Source organism: Rhodanobacter sp. K2T2 (genome assembly GCF_013408815.1).
GTDB lineage: Bacteria > Pseudomonadota > Gammaproteobacteria > Xanthomonadales > Rhodanobacteraceae > Rhodanobacter.
In genome coordinates this window covers 238,041-256,178 of sequence record NZ_JACCCA010000007.1, presented here as the reverse complement: position 1 = coordinate 256,178, position 18,138 = coordinate 238,041, and the positions used below count along the sequence as shown (strand labels likewise).

The window sequence follows — 18,138 nt, the reverse complement described above, 5'->3', positions numbered from 1 at the left end:
GGTCCGATGCTTGCGGCAGGCGCATCAAACCGCGCGTCGAGCGGCCGCCGCCGCGCGAATGGCATCGGCATGCTCGATCAGGTCGCGCCGCTCGAGCGCGAACACGCCCATCGCGCCGACCTTGAACTCGATCCAGATAAACGGCACTTCGGGCAGCAGCGCCGCCAGCGCGTGCTCGCTTTCGCCGACCTCGACGATCAGCAGGCCTTCGTCGGTGAGATACTCGGCCGCCTCGTCCAGCATGCGCAGGCACAGGTCCAGACCGTCCGCGCCCGAGGTCAGCCCGAGTTTGGGCTCATGCCGGTATTCGCCCGGTAGCGCGGTGTACTCGTCTTCGGTGACGTAGGGCGGATTGGAGACGATCAGATCGTAATGCCGGCCTTCGACGCCGGCGAAGAGATCGGACTGGATCGCATGCACGCGGCCTTCCAGGTGCTGGAACACGATGTTCTCGCGTGCCAGCGACAGCGCCTCCTCGCTGATATCGACGATGTCGACCTGCCAGTCGGGGTTGTATTCGGCCATGGCAATGCCGATGCAGCCCGAGCCGGTGCAGAGATCCAGCGCTCGCTCGATCGGTCGGTGGTCCAGCCACGGCGCAAAGCGCGACTCGATCAGCTCGGCGATCGGCGAGCGCGGCACCAGCGCGCGGCGGTCGCTCTTGAATTTGAGGCCGGCGAACCAGGTTTCACCGACCAAGTAGGCGACCGGCAGGCGCTCGTTGACGCGGCGGTCGATCAGCGCCAGCACGATGGCGCGCTCTTCGCTGGTCAAACGTCCCGCGCCGTAGGCCGGCGGAATATCCGGCGGCAGATGCAGACTGGCCAGCACCAGGTGGGTGGCCTCGTCGATCGGGTTGTCGTGACTGTGCCCGAAGGTCAGCCCGGCGGCCGAGAAGCGACTGGCGCCATAGCGGATGAAGTCGATGATCGAGGCGAGTTCGGCAGTCACGGAAAATCCTGGGCAGGCGCATTCAAGGGCGGGCAGTATAAAGCCAGCGACCCGGATCGCCCGGCTTGCTTATACTGGCAGGATGACCTTCAAGATCATCCTCCAGTACGTGCTGCCCCACCGCGCCCTGTCGCGAGTGGTCTATTGGGCTACGCGCTGGACGTTCGCGCCGTGGAAAAACTGGCTGATCGGCACCATCGTGCGGAACTACCAGGTCAATATGGCCGAGGCGCTGCAGCCCGATCCGCTGGCCTACCAGCATTTCAACGCCTTCTTTACCCGCAAGCTGCGCGCCGACGCCCGGCTTGCCGATGCCGACCCGACCACCCTGCTTTGCCCGGCCGACGGGCGCGTCAGCCAGTCCGGCGATATCGTCGACGGGCGGATCTTCCAGGCCAAGGGCCACGATTACACCGCGGCCGAGCTGCTCGGCGACGAGGCCGCCGCGGCGCCGTATCGCAACGGCCGCTTCGTCAACGTCTATCTTTCTCCGCGCGACTACCACCGGGTGCACATGCCGATGGCCGGGCGGCTGAAGGAAACCGTGCACGTGCCCGGCCGCATCTTCAGCGTGGCGCCGTTCGCGGTCGAGGCTATTCCGCGGCTGTTCGCGCGCAACGAACGGCTGGTCTGCCATTTCGAAGGCGAGCACGGCCCGTTCGTGCTGGTGATGGTCGGCGCCATTCTGGTGTCGTCGGTCGCCACGGTGTGGGACGGTCTGGTGATTCCACCGTATGCCTCGTCGATCCGGCGCAAGTCGTTCGAAGGCCAGAACATCACGCTGGAGCGGTTCGCCGAAATGGCCCGCTTCAATATGGGCTCCACCGTGATCCTGCTCATGCCGGCGGGCATGGTCACGCTAGATGCGCTGCAGCCGCAGCAGGCGGTGCTGGTCGGTCAGCGCATCGGCCTCTGCTCAAACTCAAGCAACTAACGCCTGAAACCGCCGCGCGTGGAACCGCCTGCGTCACTCGCCAATGCGGTGACGCAGGTTTTACTGATTCGCCGACTAGCGGCAATCGGGCAGCTTCAGCGTCTGACCGGGGCTGATCGAGTGATGCTTCAACCCATTCAGATCGGCTACTTCCTGCATGCTCGAACACTGCAACTTGCGCACAACACTGGCTAGCGAATCGCCCCGACGAACTTTGTACACCTTGTAGCGTCGTTCGGCCTTCGGCGCGGGCGAGGATGGCGTCGGTGTATAGGCAACCACCGGAATCACCGCCGTATGCAGATCGTTAGCGAGAATCGGCCACGGGCCGCTGACGCAGCGCGAGGCATAGACCCTTTCCAGCGACTTGGGCAGGTGGATGTCGCTGCCCGCCGGTTGCTGGGCCTGCGGATCCAGCCGCGGATTGAGGTTGCGCAAGGTGCGGAACCAGCCGTCATTCATGCCGTTGGACGAACCCAGGCAGACGGTGAGCTCGGACAGCGAGGCCGCGCGCTTGAGCGTGACCTTGCCCGGTGCGCCATCGACCTTGGGAAATTTCAGGTTGTAGCTGTCCGGATGCAGGAACAGCCACGCGGCCGCCAGCACCGACGGCACGTAGTCACGCGTCTCCTGCGACAGCTGGTTGTAGATGCGCGGGTCGTAAAAACTCACCGAGGTATCGTCGCCGACCACGCGGCGCACGCGCCCTTCGCCGCCGTTGTAAGCGGCAATGGTCAGCTCGAGATTGTTGTTGAACTGGCCGAGCTGCTCGTTGATGTACTCGGCGTTGGCGCGCGCCGATTCCGACGGGTCGTAGCGCAGATCGAAGCCGCCGTCGCTGGTCAGGCCGAAGCGCGTGCCGGTGGCATACATGAACTGCAGCGGCCCGGCCGCACCCGAGCGCGATACCGCATGCACCTTGCCGCCGGACTCTTTGGCCATGATGCCGAACAGCAGCGCTTCGGGTAGATCCGCCGCCTGGTATTGCGGCCACATCTCGAAGCGCATGTACTGGTAGTTGACGTAGGCATCCATCAGCGCCGGGCGCCACTGCGTCAGCCACATTTCCAGCGCCGCCTTGACCGGCCCGTTCATCGCGATCAACTCAGAGAGTTTCTGCCCGTGCAGCAGGGTCACGCTGCGCTGCGCCTCGGGCAGGCTGGCCGCGCCGGTCTTGCCGGTCGGCAGCGCGGCTTGGCTGGGATCGATATCGCTGTCCAGATCCTGATCGCCGCCGAAGTCGCCGTCCTTCAGCCGCAGCAGATGATCGAACACCGAATAGAAGCGCTGCGAATCGCAGCCCGGCGTGCTGCCGCAGCGCGCCGCCGCCGCCTTGAGCTGATCCAGCGACTGCGTCAGCGTGATCTGCGAGGCCTGCACGTTGCCTTGGCGCGACTGCTGCAGCGCCACTTCGTAGCCCTGGCTGGCCTGGTCGAGCTGAGCGTAGAGCGCGTTGACCTGGGCACTGGGTTTGCCGGCCGCCGAGGGCGTGGTTGCACAAGCAGCAAGCAAAGTCATGGCGGCAGCGAGAGGCGCGACACGGAGGCAACGGAGAAGTACCGACATGGAAAGTTCGCTGGCTGCAAAGCGCCCACCATAGCCCGCACGGCGTTTTGACTCAACGACCATGGCTGCAAACGGCGCGGATAACGACAGGCATCGGCTGATCGCTACAATCGAGCGGCCAACCACGGATTGCCACACCATGAAGGAAACCCCCATCGACCGCAGTAACAGACGCCGCACCCGCCCGAACGGCCCGGGCGATCATCGACCTGGCTGCAAAAAGGAAACGGAACCGACGGCTCCTGTTGGCAAACGCCGCGGCCGTTATAGGCGTTGCGACCTTGCCGGCGACGAGTGCTGAATTCGGCATGGCACGCATCGAAGTGGCTTCGGCCGACACCCCGTTCCGCGAACGCCTGCGCAGCGGCTTCGGTTACCCGCTGCGCGGCGCAGGGTTGGCCACCTGCGTCGCGCTGGCGCTGTTTCATTATGTCGGCCTGTTACCGTCGTACATCGGCGTGCTGGCCAGGATGCTGGTATGGACCGCGACCTGGCGCTATGCCGCCACTTGCCTGCTGCACACCGCCAACGGCTACGCCGATCCACCCGATGTCGGCGTGGACAGCGGCGACGCCAGCGCCTGGGGGCTCACCGCCATCCATCTGCTGGTGGTGGCGTTTTGCGTGCTGGCGATCGTGTTCTATCCGCATGCGCTGCTGCCGCTGCTGATCCTGTTTGCGCTGGTGCTGCCGGCGATCGACATGTCGCTGGCATTCGACGGCAATATGGCGCTGGCGATCAACCCGTTGAACTGGGCTCGCGTAATCGGCGCCTTCGGCAGCGCGTATCTGGTTCCGGTGGCGATCAATGGGCTGCTGGCCATCACGATCGTCATCGCATCGATCACCACCGCCTTTTTGCCGCAGATCCTGGCGCTGCCGCTGTTCGCCTTTGCCTACAGCTATCTCGCCGTGCTGGCCTTCCATCTGATGGGGGTACTTATTCATCAGCGCCATGAGCGTTTCGGACTGGAGCCCGAAGCGCCACGGCTGGCCAAGGCCGTCGGACAAGATGCCGATGAAGATTTGCTGGCGCAGGTCGAAGCGCTGGCGTCGGACGATCCGATGGCGGCCACGTCGCTGCTGGTGGCGCGCATGCAGAATCGCGTGGCGCCGACGCCGCTGCATCTGGCGTATCGACGGCTGCTTCAGCAGCAGGGTTTTCGCGACGGCCTGCTGGTGCACGGACAGATATGGATGGCTTCGCTGATGGCCCAGGGCGAAGCCAAACGCGCGCTGGGCGTGCTGCAGGAGTGCTGCGGCATCGACGCGCATTTCATTCCCGACGACCCGCGCACCTGCCGCGAACTGGCCGATCTGTCGGCGCGGCTGGGCATGCGCCGGCTGGCGCTTCATCTCGGCCGCGGATTTCTCAACACGTGGCCGCGCGACACCGATGCACCGCATGTCGGCCTGCTGGCCGCGCGCCTGTTGGCCGACGAGCCCGAGCACAAAAGCGAAGCGGCACAGCTATTGGATAGCCTGGCTTGCGCGTGGCCGGAACACCCGCTGCACGCAGAAATCGGCCTGCAGCGATCGCGCCTGGCGCGCACGCCATGAGCCGCTGGCGCCCGCCGTCACCCCGCTCCACCGCGATCATCACCCGCGAGGGTTTCGAGCGGCTGAAGGCCGAGCTCGATCACCTGTGGCACGTGCTGCGGCCGCAGGTGGTGAAGGCTCTGGCCGCCGCGGCAGCCGAAGGCGATCGTTCGGAAAACGCCGAATACATCTATCGCAAAAGGCAGCTGGGTGAAATCGACCGGCGGGCGCGCTATCTGAGCAAGCGCATTCCCGATCTGAAAGTCGCGGAAGGACTGCCGGGCGATCCGGGCCTGGTGTTTTTCGGCGCGCGCATCGAACTGGAAAACGTCGATACCGGCGAGATCGTCCACTACCGGATCGTCGGGCCGGACGAGACCGACGCCAAGCGTGGGTGGATCAGTATCGACTCGCCGCTGGCGCGTGCCGCGCTGAAGCGACGTGTCGACGACGAGTTCAACGTGGAATTGCCGCATGGTCCGGCAGCGTTCGCCATTATCGGCATCGAATACGCCTGAAGGCGGCCGCTGGAAGGTGACGCCCGCGACGATTGCCGCAGGCGTCGAAAGCGACTATTGAGCGCCGTTCAGTTCCTGCTGCAGCGCGCCGATCTGCTCCTCGTGTGCTTCGTAGAAGCTGACATTGGCCGGGTTGATCCGGCTCTTGTCCATATACTGCGCCGCTTCCGGATGGCTCTTGGCCTGCACGGCCATACCCGCATTCATCAGCGCAAAGTTCGCCAGCAGAAATTCGCGCGGCGTGAAGCCGTACTTCTGCAGCAGCGGAGCCACGCGCTTGTCCTGCGCCACCGGCAGGTTGGCCAGATCGTCCAGGCTGTGCACGTTGGAAAAATCCTTCGGCTGCTCCGGATTGATGTGCAGGTCGTGCGCTTCCTTGGTCGCACCGACGAGTCGCTTGAAGTTGTCTTCGTTCAAGCTGTAATTCTCGATCGCCTGCTTGTCTTCCGGCGAAAAGACCGGAACCTGCTGCGCCTGCGACCAGAACGGGGCCATCGCCAGCATGCCGCCGAGCAATAACAGCAGCGGTCGCCTAAAGCGCTTGTTTACCGTCGTACGTGTTTTCATCAAACGCTCCTGGTTGGTTTCGGTGAACGCAGAGCCTAGCATCGGCGCATTTAGTCAGTGTGAGCGTGGAGCAACGCCTGGTTCAGGCCAGACGCAAGGCGTCGGGATACTCGCGGTCCGCCCGCCGCGGCTGGTAGCAGTCCGCGCTGCGATGGAACGCTTCGTCGTCGCTCTGCGGATGCCAGCCCGGAATGCCCGATAGCGGCAGCGGCCGCAGCTCCAACGGATCGCACAGCAGCTGTCCACTCATCACGGCATCGACGCAGGCGCGATGCACATCCGCCATGTCCATCGTGGTCGTCGGCTGGAAGACCAGCGCCTTGCCGACCAGCAGCTTATCCGGGCTCAGCGCGTGCTCCAGCAGCGCATGGCCGAATACTTCCACTTCGATGCTGCCGTCGAGCCAAGCCCGCCGCCGATTCCAGAACAGGCCATACCAGTCGTGCGCATTCCACAGCGCCAGCAGCGCGGGGTCGCGCACGGCGACGATCACACCGGCTTCGTCGAAGTGGGTCATCGCGTACTGCGGGCGCGAGCGCTGTTTCGGCCCCATGCGTGCGATCTCGTCGACCTGACGTCGGTTCAACGCCTGCTTCAACGCCGGATGGCGCAGCCAGATCAGCGCATTGAGCAGGTCGTGCCAGTTGCCCTCACGGGTGGCAATTTCACCGCGCTCGGCGATGCGCTGCTCGTAGTGCATGCCATCGGCGAGCAGTTCTGGCGTCTGCGCAACGAACCGGACGTAGGCATCGCTGGGGAGCGCATCGTTCAGCGTATCGATGGACGGCCAATTAACGCCCTCCAGCTTCGCGGCATGATCGCGCCACGCCGCCAGCGGCAGCCGCGCAAACGCGGCCGCATCGACCGTCCCGCGCGCCGGCGCGTGATAGCGCATGGATCAGCCGACGAGGCGGGCGTGCAGGTCGTGATCGTCGGCGGACTCGACGACCACGTCGACAAACTGACCCGGGCGCAGCTTCTGACCGTCCGCAATGATGACGGTGCCATCGATTTCCGGCGCATCGGCGGCCGAACGCGCGATTGCACCGTCCTTCCCGGCTTCGTCGACCAGCACCTTGATGGTGCGACCGATTTTCTGCTGCAGCTTGGCCGCGGAAATCTCCGCCTGCACCATCATGAACTGCTCGAGGCGATCTTCCTTCAGCTCTTCGGAAACCGGATCGGGCAGCTCGTTGGCCTTGGCGCCGTCGACCGGCGAATAGGCGAACGCACCGACGCGATCGAGCTTGGCCTCACGCAGAAAATCGAGCAGCTCCTCGAACTCGGCGTCGGTCTCGCCGGGAAAGCCGACGATGAAGGTGCTGCGAATCGTCAGATCCGGCACGACCTTGCGCCAGTTGTTGATGCGCTCCAGCGTGCGGTCGATATTGCCCGGCCGCTTCATCAGCTTGAGGATGCGCGGGCTGGCGTGCTGGAACGGAATATCCAGATACGGCAGCAATTTTCCTTCTGCCATCAGCGGCATGATTTCGTCGACGTGCGGGTACGGGTAGACGTAATGCAACCGCGACCACACGCCCAGCTCCGACAGGCCTTCGCACAGTTCGGTCATGCGCGTGCGGTAGGTCTTGTCGCGCCACGGGCGCTCGGCGTATTTCAGATCCACACCGTAGGCACTGGTGTCCTGCGAGATGACCAGCAGCTCCTTGACGCCGCCCTTCACCAGCCGTTCGGCTTCCAGCAGCACTTCGTCGACCTGGCGCGAGACGAGGTTGCCGCGCATCGACGGAATGATGCAGAAGCTGCAGCGGTGGTTGCAACCTTCGGAAATTTTCAGATAGGCGTAGTGCTTGGGCGTGAGCTTCACGCCCGTGTCCGGCACGATGTCGAGGAACTTGTTGCGCATCGGCGGCAGTGCCTTGTGCACCGCCGTCATCACGCTGGCGTAGTCCTGCGGACCGCTGATCGACAGCACGTCTGGATAGGCCTCGCGGATCAGGCTCTCGCGCTTGCCCAGGCAGCCGGTGACGATCACCTTGCCGTTCTCGTGCAAGGCCTCGCCGATCGCGTCCAGCGACTCCTGCACGGCCGAATCGATAAAGCCGCAGGTGTTCACCACCACCGCGTCGGCGGCGTTGTAGCTGGGCACGATCTCGTAGCCCTCGACCTTGAGCTGGGTGAGGATGCGCTCGGAATCGACCAGCGCCTTGGGGCAACCCAGGCTGACGAAACCGATTTTTTGCGTGCTGGCAGAGGGGCTGGCTGAGGCGGGCATGGGCTGGAAACGTGATGGCAAGACTGCGTATTGTACCCCGCGCGCCGCGTCCATCGGCCGCAGCACCTTGCGACGACGAATGTCTAACATGCCCGGGCGGTGCCTCGCGCTAGACTTCGCGCATTCGATCCACCGTTTCGTCGGCATCGCTTCCCTGCTCTCCATGCGATGCCACCGATACCCCCCAACCACAGCACAGGACAACTCATGGGCCAGTTCATCAAGCTTGAAAGCGGCAATACCACTATCGACGCCTATCTGGCGGAACCCGCGGGCAAATCCAAGGGCGGTATCGTGGTGATCCAGGAGATCTTCGGCGTCAACAGCCACATCCGCGACGTCACCGATCGCTTTGCCCAGGCCGGCTATACCGCCATCGCACCGGCGCTGTTCGATCACGCCGAGAAAAACGTCGAGCTGAATTACGACGAAGCCGGCATGAAGGCCGGTATCGATCTGGTCGGCAAGGTCGGCTTCGACCAGCCGATCCAGGACGTCGAAGCCGCCGCCAAGCGTATTGCCGGCGCGGGTAAAGTCGGCACCGTCGGCTTCTGCTGGGGCGGCAGCGTGGCGTACCTGTCGGCGATCAAGCTGGGCCTGCCGGGCGTGAGCTACTACGGCGGGCGCAACGTCATGTTCGTCGACCTGCAGGCCAAGGCGCCGCTGCTGTTCCACTACGGCGAACGCGACGCGCATATCAGCGCCGACGATCGCGCCAAGGTGCAGGCCGCCAATCCGGATGCCGGCTTCTACGTCTACGACGCCGACCATGGCTTCAACTGCGACCAGCGCGGCAGCTACGACGCGAGCGCCGCCAAGCTGGCGATGGAGCGCACGCTGGCCTTCTTCGAGAAGAACCTGGCGTGATCGATCGGCATTTCGCACTCGATGCGCGACTGGCGGCCGACACGGTCGACGTGATGTCGCTCCCGCTGTGCGACGTGCTGCTGATGAACGACGCGCGCTACGCGTGGCTGGTGCTGGTACCGCGCCGCGCCGGCCTGGTCGAAATCACCGATCTGGCCATTGAGGACCAAGCAACGCTGTGGCATGAAGTCGACCGCGCCACCGCCGCCCTGCGCGCGGTGGCGCCCTGCGACAAGCTCAACCTCGGCGCGCTGGGCAATATCGTGCGCCAGCTGCATATTCATCTGGTGGCGCGTATCGAGGGCGACGCCGCATGGCCCGGCCCGGTATGGGGCCATGGCAAGGCCGAGACGTACGGCGCGCCAGCGCTGAACGAACGAGTCGAGGCACTGCGTGACGCGCTCGGCGGCACCGCCCATTAGCGCCGTGCCGACTGCCGTGCAGTGGGAGGCGATGGCGGAGAACGCCCTGCTGTTGCGCTTCGGCGACACGATCGATAGTTCCCTCAACACCTGCGTCCATGCGGCTACCGCGCATCTGCGAGAGCGGCTGCCGACACTGGAATATGTGCCGGCCTATGCCAGCGTGCTGCTGCGTTTCGATCCCGCGCATTGGCCTGCGCTCGAAGGACGCTCGCCGCATCAGCAGCTGGGCGATGCCGTTATCGCCGCGCTGGCCGACCTGTCGACGGCAGCGACCGCATCTGCGCTGATCGAGATACCCGTGCTCTACGACGGCCCCGATCTGACCGACGTTGCCGCGCTCACCGGCTTTTCCATCGAGGACGTCATCGTGCGCCACGGCGCGGTGGAATATCGAGTGGCGATGCTCGGCTTCGCGCCAGGCTTTCCCTATCTGCTCGGACTGGATCCGGCACTTGCCGTACCGCGCCGGACCGATCCGCGCCAGCGAGTGCCCGCCGGCAGCGTCGCCATCGGTGGCCGACAGACCGGTATCTATCCCACTGAATTGCCCGGCGGCTGGCAGCTGATCGGACGCACCCCGCTGCAGCTGTTCGATGTCGCCGCCGATGTTCCATCGCTGCTGGCCGCCGGCGATCGGGTTCGGTTCCGCGCGATCGATCGGGCGACCTTTCAGCAGATCGCCAAAGCGCGATCCGCATGAGCGTCATCGTCCTCAAGCCCGGGCTTCTGAGCACGCTGCAGGACGCCGGTCGCCCGGGCCATGCGGCGCTTGGCGTGGGACGCGCAGGCGCGATGGATGGGCCGGCCTTGCAGCTGGCCAACGCGCTGGTCGGCAATGTCGACAACGAGGCGGCGATCGAATGCACCTTGCTCGGACCCACATTGAAATTTATCGAAGCGACCGTGATCGCGCTGACCGGCGCCACGATAGAGGCGTCGGTCGACGGTCGACCGATCCCGATGTGGACGCGCTGCCAGCTGCCCGCCGGAAGCGTGCTGCAGCTCGGCGGCATGTCGGTGGGTTGCCGCAGCTATCTAGCCGTGGGCGGCGGTTTCGACGTGGCGAAGGTGCTGGGCAGCCGCAGTACCGATCTGCATGCCAGGCTGGGCTACGCCAACGGCCGGGCGCTGCGCGCGGGTGACGCACTGCCGACGGGAGCGTGCACATCGCAAGCATCCATGCACCACAACGATGAACTGACATCGCTGCCCTGGAGCATCGACCCGCATCCGTGGTTCGACTTCGCTTTCCGGCCGCTGGCGCTATTGGCGGGCAAACACTCGGCGCTTTTGGACAAAAGATCGCAGCAAATTTTGCATGATGGAAAGTTCGTTCTGAGCAAGGACAGCAACCGAACCGCCGGACGTCTGGACGGCCATACGCTGAGCCTGCGCCAGCCGCTGGAACTGATCTCCGAAGCCACCCTTCCCGGCACGCTGCAGCTGCCGCCGTCCGGCCAGCCGATCGCACTGCTGGCCGAAGCGCCGGTGACCGGCGGCTACCCACGCATCGGCCAGATCGCCGTGGTGGATCTACCGCGACTGGCACAGCGTCGTCCCGGTGATGCCGTATGCTTTCGTCCGAGCACGCTCGACGACGCTGTCCGACGATTGCACGAACGTGAGCAGCGGCTGGGGAAGTTGATCCAGACGATCCAGCGCAGGCTCCGGCTGGATCGGACGGCACACTAAGCGAACGAGATGGAGTGGGATGGGATGAGAGGGGATACGCGATGAAACGCATCGACCTGAACTGCGACCTCGGCGAGTCCTTCGGCGCCTGGCGCATGGGCGCCGACGATGCGGTACTGGCACTGATCAGCTCCGCCAGCATCGCCTGCGGTTTCCATGCCGGCGACCCCACGATCATGCAGTACACCGTCAAACAGGCCATGGCACACGGCGTGGCGATCGGCGCGCACGTATCCCTGCCGGATCTGCAGGGTTTCGGCCGGCGCGAAATGCGCGTGACACCGGCCGAAGTACACGCCATGACGCTGTACCAGATCGGCGCCCTGCACGCCTTCGCCGTCGCGGCCGGCACGCGGCTGGCGCACGTCAAACCGCACGGCGCGCTGTACAACATGGCCGCACGCGACGCCGCGCTCGCCGACGCCATCGCCGACGCCGTTCATCGGTTCGATCCGCGGCTGCGCCTGTTTGGCCTGGCGAACTCCGCGCTGATCGCGTCGGCCGAAGCCATCGGTTTGCCGGCGGCGAGCGAGGCGTTTGTCGACCGGCGCTATCGCAACGATGGTTCGCTGCAGCCACGCGGCGAAACCGGTGCCGTCATCGAGGACATCGACGACGCGACAACGCAGGCGATCGCTATCGCACAGCACGGTCATGTCATCGCCAACGATGGAAGCACCGTATCGCTGCACGCCGACACGCTATGCCTGCATGGCGACGGCGCGCACGCGCTGATGTTCGCCAGCCGGTTGCACGAAGCCTTGCTGACTGCTGGCTTGCAAATCAGCGCACCGGGCACGCAATGATGCTGGTCGCGTCGACGTTGTTAGCGGAGGCCGCGGCCATTACCGAGACGAGCCGATGAACTACTGGCCGTTGCTCGGCATCGCCGTGATCGTGATCGGTTTTCTGTTGCGCTTCAATCCGGTGCCGGTTGTCGTGTGCGCCGCACTGACCAGTGGTCTGCTGGCCGGCATCGCCCCGCTGACGCTGCTCGCGCTGCTGGGCAAAAGCTTCGTCTCCAGCCGCCTGCTGCTGCTTTTTGTGCTGACCCTACCGGTGATCGGCCTGCTTGAGCGTGCCGGGTTACGCGAACACGCGCAGCGCTGGATCGGCCAGCTGCGCGGTCTGAGCCTGGCGCGACTGCTGATGAGCTACCTTCTCGTGCGCCAAGTGCTGGCGATGTTCGGCCTGACTGGCGTCGCCGGTGCACCGCAAACGGTGCGCCCACTGCTGGCCCCGATGAGCGAGGCGGCGGCGGAAAAAATCCTGCCGGCATTGACCGATGCCGATCGCGATGAAGTGCGCGCCATCGCGGCCGCCACCGACAACGTCGGCCGCTTCTTCGGCGAGGACGTGTTCATTGCGCTCGGCGGCGTGCTGCTGATTCAGGCGTTCTATACCCAGCACGGCATCGAGTTGTCGCCGTTGGCGATTGCTCTATGGGCCTTGCCGACCGCTGTGGCCGCCTTCGTCATTCAATCGGTGCGCGTCTGGCTTTATCAACGGCAGCTGCAACGCCGGGCCGGCGACGTTCATGCACCAAGGAAAGGCTGAGCATGCTGCGGGTTGAATACGCTTACTGGCTGATCGCCGCTTTTTTGCTCTATGCAGGGCTACGCCATCTGCGCGAGCGCCAGGGCTGGCGCGCGGCATTCTGGCTACTGCTGGGCCTGCTTTTCGCCAGTGGCGACGAGGTGCTGGCACAGCAGGCAGCAGGGAACGAACTGCCCGCGCAACTGGTCGGTGGTGGCGTGATTCTGCTCGCACTGCTGGCGCCGCGGTTGCGGCGTGTGCCGCACGCGCAGGATGTCGGCAGCGAGACGCGCCGGCAATCGGCGCTGCGATTTGGTCACCGATTATTCGTACCTGCGCTGCTTATTCCACTGGTGACCTTGCTGATCGCGCTGCTCGGCCCACATCTGTCGATCATGGGCTACGCCGTATTCGCCAAGCCGCAGCTGACCCTGACCGGCCTGGCGCTCGCCTGTGTTGTCGCACTGTTCGCTGCCTCGCGCGTCACCCGCGCACCGATGCAAGACGGGTTCTTCGAAGGCAGACGCCTGCTCGATGCGATCGGCTGGGCTACCGTTTTGCCGCTGCTACTCGCTGCACTGGGCCAAGTGTTTACCGAGAGTGGCGTCGGCAACGCGATTTCCGGGCTCACCAGCGCTTGGCTGCCTACCGGTAGCGCGCTCGCCTGCCTGCTGGGGTTCGCGCTGGGCATGGTGATCTTCACCGTAATCATGGGCAACGCCTTCGCCGCCTTTCCAGTGATGATGGCCGGCATCGGCCTGCCGCTGTTGATCCAGCAGCATCACGCGAATCCGGCGATTCTCGGCTCGATGGGCATGCTGTGCGGCTATTGCGGCACGCTGATGACGCCGATGGCTGCCGACTTCAATCTGGTGCCGGCCGCCCTGCTGGAACTGCGCAGCCCGTACGGCGTGATTCGTGCCCAGCTCGGCAGCGCGCTGGCGATTCTTGCCGCCAACGTCATGCTGATGTATCTGTTGGTGTTCCGCTGATTCGATCACCGACCATGCCAAAGACCACCCACCAGGATCTGCCACGCATTCTGCTGACCGGCTTCGATCCGTTTGGCGGCGAAAGCATCAACCCGTCATGGGAGACGGTGCGCACGTTGGACGGAAAGCGCATCGGCGGGCATCGCATCGTGGCCCGTCAGCTGCCGACCGAATTCGCCGGCTCGCTGCGCGTCTTGAAGGCGGCCGTCCGCGAGATCGCCCCGGTTATTTTGCTCGGTGTGGGCCAAGCGGGCGGTCGTACTCAGCTATCGATCGAACGCGTCGCCATCAACGTGCAGGACGCGCGCATCGCCGACAACGCCGGCGCACAGCCGGTCGACGAGCCGGTGATTGCCGATGGTCCGGCGGCATACTTCAGCACCCTACCGATCAAAGCCATGCTTGCTGCGCTCCACGCGAAGGGACTGCCGGCCGAGATATCGCAAACGGCGGGAACCTACGTCTGCAACCATATCGCTTACGCCATGCTGCATCTAGCTTCTGAAAAGCGCGGCGTGCGGGCAGGCTTCATGCATATTCCCTACCTACCGGAGCAGGCTGCACGCTTGCGCGGCGCCGCCAGCATGGCGCAGGCTGATGTCGTGCAGGGACTTGAGATTGCGCTGCGCACCGCCATTGTCACCAGCGTTGATCGCAAGCTTTCTGCCGGTGCAATAGATTGATACAGCGCTAAGCACGCCCAGCTCGCCTCATTGAACGACTCAAAAGCAAAAGGTCCGCAGATTGCTCCGCGGACCTTTTGACTAGACGGTAGAAATTGCCTGGTCAGTAACCGTTACCCGCACCGGTATGGTCCTGCGGCGGTGGAGCGGAGTCCTCAATCGGTGCTTTCTCGTGGTGATCTTCCAGAGCGCGCGCCTTGGTATCGACCGGGTTGATTTCGACCAACTGATCCTTGTCCTGGTAATACACGCGAAAACCGTAATCGAGCTGCAGGCGAGCCATGTACTGCAAGTGAATTTTACGGATTTTTGAATCGTCGCTGGCCGTCAGCAGCACCGTCTTGGGCAATTTGCCCTGATCTTTCAGATAGGCGAAATGGCTACCTGTGTCGATTGCCGACAAAACGGCGCCATCGACAAGAAATTGCCCTTCCTTGTAAGCCTGGATGGTGGTGTCAAACTGACCTTTCACCGTATAGGAAGGAACCTGCTTCGTCCCACCAAACATATGGCAACCGGAAAGCAGCACAACGCTGCCCAGCATGATCGCGGCCGTGGCGCGCTTCAGCAGTGTGGAAAAACGGATCATGCAAGTCTCCCGTGCGGTGGATCGATTCAATCGGTTGGAGTGTAGCGCCCGGCTGCGGCAATGGCAGCGGCCTTTACAAAGGCCGTTCAGGCGCAGGAAGCGATGGCTCAGGTGCGCGGCAGCGTAACGCCCTGCTGGCCCTGATATTTGCCGCCGCGATCCTTGTAACTGGTTTCGCATTCCTCGTCGGATTCGAGGAACAGCATCTGCGCTACGCCTTCGTTGGCATAGATGCGTGCCGGCAGTGGCGTGGTGTTGGAAAATTCCAGCGTCACGTGACCTTCCCACTCCGGCTCCAGCGGCGTCACGTTGACGATGATGCCGCAGCGTGCATAGGTGCTTTTGCCGAGGCAAATGGTCAATACCTTGCGCGGAATGCGGAAGTACTCGACCGTCCGCGCCAGGGCGAACGAATTGGGCGGGATAATACAGACATCCGCCGTCACGTCGACGAAGCTGCCCGCATCGAAATGCTTGGGGTCGACGATGGTCGAGTTGATATTGGTGAATATCTTGAATTCGTTGGCGCAGCGCACGTCGTAGCCGTAGCTGGAGGTGCCGTAGGAGACCAGCTTCTGGCCGTCCCGCAGCTTGACCTGGCCGGGCTCGAACGGCTCGATCATGCCGTGCTGCTCCGCCATGCGGCGAATCCACTTGTCAGGTTTGATGCTCACGCGATCTCCAGTCTCAAAGCGGGCTGCGGCTGGGCACGAACCCGGCCAAAGGTGCCCAAAATACCACGGCACGGGCCGCGCAATGCGCCTTGGGCATCACCCACTGGACAGTTCCGTGGCAAGCGCGGCCAGGACGCCACGCAATTCGGCGCAGCGCGCCGGGTTGTCCAGGATCGCCCCGACCTCACAGCCTGCGCCCGACAACGGCACCGTCATACAGGCTGACTCCAGCAACTGCGCAGACATCGTGCGCAGGATCTCGCGCAAGGCGACCTGCGCATGAAACGAACCACGGCCAGAGGTATTCAGCAGTGCCACCGGTCTGCCCGGAAACTCCAGGCTGCCAACCAGCCAGTCGAGCAGGTTCTTGAACGCACCCGGCACGCCATGGGCGTATTCGGGACAGGCAATCAGCAGCGCATCGCTGCGACCTACCGCACTGCGCAACGCCTGTACCGTGGCCGGCAACGGCTCGACGTCGTCATCCGGACAGAACAGCGGCAAGCGGCCAAGACCGGTATATAACTCGAGTTCGAGCGTGTCCGGCGCCAGTTGCTGCGCTGCCTGCAGTACCGCCGTATTCGTCGAGATCCGGCGCAGGCTGCCCGACAGGCACAGCACGCGTTGCCGCATCATGCGGCAGGCGCGCCCTGCACCACGATTTTGCCCAGCCCCAGCGACTTGTTGCGCGGCTGACGCGACAGGCGCCCGGCGGCATTGCGGGCGATTTCACGATAGCGGGCGGCCAGATCGGAATCCGGCATGGCCACGACCGTCGGCGTACCGCCATCGGCCTGCTCGCGGATGCGGATATCCAGCGGTAGCGAACCCAGATACGGCACGCCGTATTGCTCGGCCATGCGCGCACCGCCGCCTTCGCCAAAAATATGTTCCTCGTGGCCGCAGTTCGAGCACACGTGCGTCGCCATATTTTCCACTACGCCCAGCACCGGCACCTCGACCTTCTCGAACATCTTCAGCGCCTTGCGCGCGTCCAAAAGCGCGATGTCCTGCGGCGTGGTGACGATCACCGCGCCGGCCACCGGCACCTTCTGCGAGAGGGTCAGCTGGATATCGCCGGTGCCTGGCGGAAGGTCGACGATCAGATAATCCAGTTGCTCCCAGCGCGTATCGGTCAGCAGCTGCATCATCGCCTGGGTCACCATCGGGCCACGCCAGATCATCGGCGTGTCTTCCTCGACCAGGAAGCCGATCGACATCACCGACAGGCCATGCGCCTGCATCGGGATGATGACTTTGCCATCGGGCGACTCGGGTTTGCCGCTGACGCCGAGCATGCGCGGCTGGCTCGGACCGTAGATATCCGCATCCAGCACGCCCACCTTGGCCCCCTCCGCCTGCAGCGCCAACGCCAGATTGGCCGAGACGGTGGATTTGCCCACGCCGCCCTTGCCCGAGGCGACCACGATGATGTTCTTCACGTTGGGCAGCGGCGCCAGCGTGCCCTGTACTTTGTGGACATGGACGCGACTGGTCATCGACACCGCCGCCGACTCAATGGTCGGCTCGGCTTCGAGCACCTGTTGGACGCGTTTGGTCAGCTCGTCAACGGCACCGATAGCGGGATAACCCAACTGAATATCGACGGAAACGCGGCCGCCATCGACGCCGATAGCGCGTACGGCGTCGACCAAGGGAGCGCCCGTGTGCGGATCTGTTTGCTCGGCGAGAACGCGGCGAACCAGGGCTTCGATAGAGACATTCATTCGTTATAAGCAATCGGAAAGAGTCAGCTGCGCATTATGCCAGTCGGCGCCATACAGGCCGGCCATATGTGAAAAATCAGTCTTTGCGCAGTGCAACTTGACCGCTTCCCGACGGCTGGTCACTCTGCATCCATACGCTTTCGTACGGGAGGAAATACCATGAAGCAAGTGTTTCGCATCGCATTCGCCACCAGCCTGTTGCTGGCGGCCGCAACCGCCATGGCGGCCACCGACTCGCCAGTCGGAAAATGGAAGCAGATCGACGATGTCTCGGGCAAGCAGAAGTCGGTCATCGAGATCACCGATAATGGAGGCACGCTCCAGGGCAAGGTTCTGCAGATCATGAACCTGTCCCCGGAAGAAATCGCCAAAGGCGGCGGCGAGCATCCCAAATGCGTGCTGTGCGAGGGCGCGCTCAAGGATCAGCCGGTCGAAGGCATGACGATCATGTCCGGCGTCAAGAAGGACGGCGACGTGTGGGATGGCGGCAAGATTCTCGACCCGAAAACCGGCAAGGTCTATAAGGTCAAGCTCACGCTCGACAACGGCGGCCGGAAAATGGACGTGCGCGGCTACATCGGCTTCTCGCTGCTCGGCCGCTCGCAGACCTGGTATCGCCTGTCGCAATAATTCGCTGCCACAG

21 protein-coding genes are annotated in these 18,138 nt (G+C 64.0%); 12 read left to right on the top strand and 9 right to left on the bottom strand.

Going from position 1 to position 18,138, the window contains the following annotated elements; all coding sequences use genetic code 11:
- Positions 1-24: 24 nt before the first annotated feature.
- Positions 25-951: a 50S ribosomal protein L3 N(5)-glutamine methyltransferase gene (prmB, locus tag HDE78_RS13410; RefSeq protein WP_179480269.1), complete on the bottom strand. Its 927-nt coding sequence runs from the start codon at positions 949-951 to the stop codon at positions 25-27.
- Between the two features lie 82 nt (positions 952-1,033).
- Here prmB and asd point away from each other — a divergent pair, with 82 nt between their 5' ends.
- A complete protein-coding gene (gene asd, locus HDE78_RS13405; protein WP_179480267.1) occupies positions 1,034-1,885 on the top strand; it encodes an archaetidylserine decarboxylase in 852 nt (283 codons plus the stop codon).
- Positions 1,886-1,960: 75 nt separating this feature from the next.
- Here asd and HDE78_RS13400 read toward each other — a convergent pair whose 3' ends face one another.
- Positions 1,961-3,451: a transglycosylase SLT domain-containing protein gene (locus HDE78_RS13400; RefSeq protein WP_179480265.1), complete on the bottom strand. Its 1,491-nt coding sequence runs from the start codon at positions 3,449-3,451 to the stop codon at positions 1,961-1,963.
- Between the two features lie 308 nt (positions 3,452-3,759).
- Here HDE78_RS13400 and HDE78_RS13395 point away from each other — a divergent pair, with 308 nt between their 5' ends.
- On the top strand, positions 3,760-5,010 hold the full coding sequence (locus HDE78_RS13395) for a hypothetical protein (protein WP_179480263.1): 1,251 nt from the start codon (positions 3,760-3,762) through the stop codon (positions 5,008-5,010).
- On the top strand, positions 5,007-5,507 hold the full coding sequence (gene greB / locus HDE78_RS13390) for a transcription elongation factor GreB (RefSeq protein WP_179480261.1): 501 nt from the start codon (positions 5,007-5,009) through the stop codon (positions 5,505-5,507). The genes HDE78_RS13395 and greB overlap by 4 nt, the downstream gene beginning before the upstream one ends.
- A gap of 54 nt (positions 5,508-5,561) precedes the next feature.
- On the opposite strand, the gene HDE78_RS13385 is transcribed toward greB, so the two are convergent.
- The 3 genes from HDE78_RS13385 to rimO all read right to left on the bottom strand — a co-directional run bounded on the left by HDE78_RS13385 (position 5,562) and on the right by rimO (position 8,310).
- Positions 5,562-6,074 carry a hypothetical protein gene (locus HDE78_RS13385; RefSeq protein ID WP_179480259.1) on the bottom strand — a complete coding sequence of 171 codons (513 nt, stop codon included), beginning with the start codon at positions 6,072-6,074 and terminating at the stop codon, positions 5,562-5,564.
- An 82-nt stretch (positions 6,075-6,156) separates the two neighbouring features.
- Positions 6,157-6,969, bottom strand: coding sequence for a DUF3025 domain-containing protein (locus tag HDE78_RS13380; protein ID WP_179480258.1), 813 nt, complete (start codon positions 6,967-6,969; stop codon positions 6,157-6,159).
- Between the two features lie 3 nt (positions 6,970-6,972).
- Positions 6,973-8,310: a 30S ribosomal protein S12 methylthiotransferase RimO gene (gene rimO, locus HDE78_RS13375; protein ID WP_179480256.1), complete on the bottom strand. Its 1,338-nt coding sequence runs from the start codon at positions 8,308-8,310 to the stop codon at positions 6,973-6,975.
- 207 nt (positions 8,311-8,517) lie between these two features.
- Between rimO and HDE78_RS13370 the strand changes: the two genes are divergently transcribed.
- From HDE78_RS13370 to pcp, 8 genes are read left to right on the top strand one after another with little or no spacing between them, the layout of a single operon-like run.
- Entirely contained in the window at positions 8,518-9,177 is a 660-nt protein-coding gene (locus HDE78_RS13370; protein WP_179480254.1) for a dienelactone hydrolase family protein, read from the top strand.
- A 53-nt stretch (positions 9,178-9,230) separates the two neighbouring features.
- Entirely contained in the window at positions 9,231-9,599 is a 369-nt protein-coding gene (locus HDE78_RS13365) for an HIT family protein (RefSeq protein WP_179480383.1), read from the top strand.
- Positions 9,571-10,302: a 5-oxoprolinase subunit PxpB gene (gene pxpB, locus HDE78_RS13360; protein ID WP_345776065.1), complete on the top strand. Its 732-nt coding sequence runs from the start codon at positions 9,571-9,573 to the stop codon at positions 10,300-10,302. The genes HDE78_RS13365 and pxpB overlap by 29 nt, the downstream gene beginning before the upstream one ends.
- Positions 10,299-11,294, top strand: coding sequence for a biotin-dependent carboxyltransferase family protein (locus tag HDE78_RS13355; protein ID WP_179480252.1), 996 nt, complete (start codon positions 10,299-10,301; stop codon positions 11,292-11,294). The genes pxpB and HDE78_RS13355 overlap by 4 nt, the downstream gene beginning before the upstream one ends.
- A 41-nt stretch (positions 11,295-11,335) precedes the next feature.
- On the top strand, positions 11,336-12,100 hold the full coding sequence (locus HDE78_RS13350) for a 5-oxoprolinase subunit PxpA (protein WP_179480250.1): 765 nt from the start codon (positions 11,336-11,338) through the stop codon (positions 12,098-12,100).
- Between the two features lie 55 nt (positions 12,101-12,155).
- Entirely contained in the window at positions 12,156-12,851 is a 696-nt protein-coding gene (locus HDE78_RS13345) for a DUF969 domain-containing protein (protein ID WP_179480249.1), read from the top strand.
- A gap of 2 nt (positions 12,852-12,853) precedes the next feature.
- The gene (locus tag HDE78_RS13340) at positions 12,854-13,822 is read left to right on the top strand and encodes a DUF979 family protein (protein ID WP_179480247.1); all 969 of its coding nucleotides are present in this window, start codon (positions 12,854-12,856) and stop codon (positions 13,820-13,822) included.
- Positions 13,823-13,836: 14 nt separating this feature from the next.
- Complete coding sequence (gene pcp, locus HDE78_RS13335; RefSeq protein ID WP_218862333.1) at positions 13,837-14,505, top strand: pyroglutamyl-peptidase I; 669 nt, start codon at positions 13,837-13,839, stop codon at positions 14,503-14,505.
- A gap of 103 nt (positions 14,506-14,608) precedes the next feature.
- Here the strand turns inward: pcp and HDE78_RS13330 are convergent, their stop codons facing one another.
- The 4 genes from HDE78_RS13330 to apbC all read right to left on the bottom strand — a co-directional run bounded on the left by HDE78_RS13330 (position 14,609) and on the right by apbC (position 17,495).
- Positions 14,609-15,094, bottom strand: coding sequence for a hypothetical protein (locus tag HDE78_RS13330; protein WP_179480245.1), 486 nt, complete (start codon positions 15,092-15,094; stop codon positions 14,609-14,611).
- Positions 15,095-15,201: 107 nt separating this feature from the next.
- Positions 15,202-15,768, bottom strand: coding sequence for a dCTP deaminase (gene dcd, locus HDE78_RS13325; protein WP_179480243.1), 567 nt, complete (start codon positions 15,766-15,768; stop codon positions 15,202-15,204).
- Between the two features lie 96 nt (positions 15,769-15,864).
- Positions 15,865-16,404 (bottom strand): NADPH-dependent FMN reductase, encoded by a 540-nt coding sequence (locus tag HDE78_RS13320; protein WP_179480241.1) that lies wholly within the window; start codon positions 16,402-16,404, stop codon positions 15,865-15,867.
- Positions 16,401-17,495 carry an iron-sulfur cluster carrier protein ApbC gene (gene apbC, locus HDE78_RS13315; protein ID WP_179480239.1) on the bottom strand — a complete coding sequence of 365 codons (1,095 nt, stop codon included), beginning with the start codon at positions 17,493-17,495 and terminating at the stop codon, positions 16,401-16,403. The genes HDE78_RS13320 and apbC overlap by 4 nt, the downstream gene beginning before the upstream one ends.
- A gap of 159 nt (positions 17,496-17,654) precedes the next feature.
- On the opposite strand from apbC, the gene HDE78_RS13310 reads away from it, so the two are divergent.
- Entirely contained in the window at positions 17,655-18,125 is a 471-nt protein-coding gene (locus tag HDE78_RS13310) for a DUF2147 domain-containing protein (protein ID WP_179480237.1), read from the top strand.
- Positions 18,126-18,138: the final 13 nt, after the last annotated feature.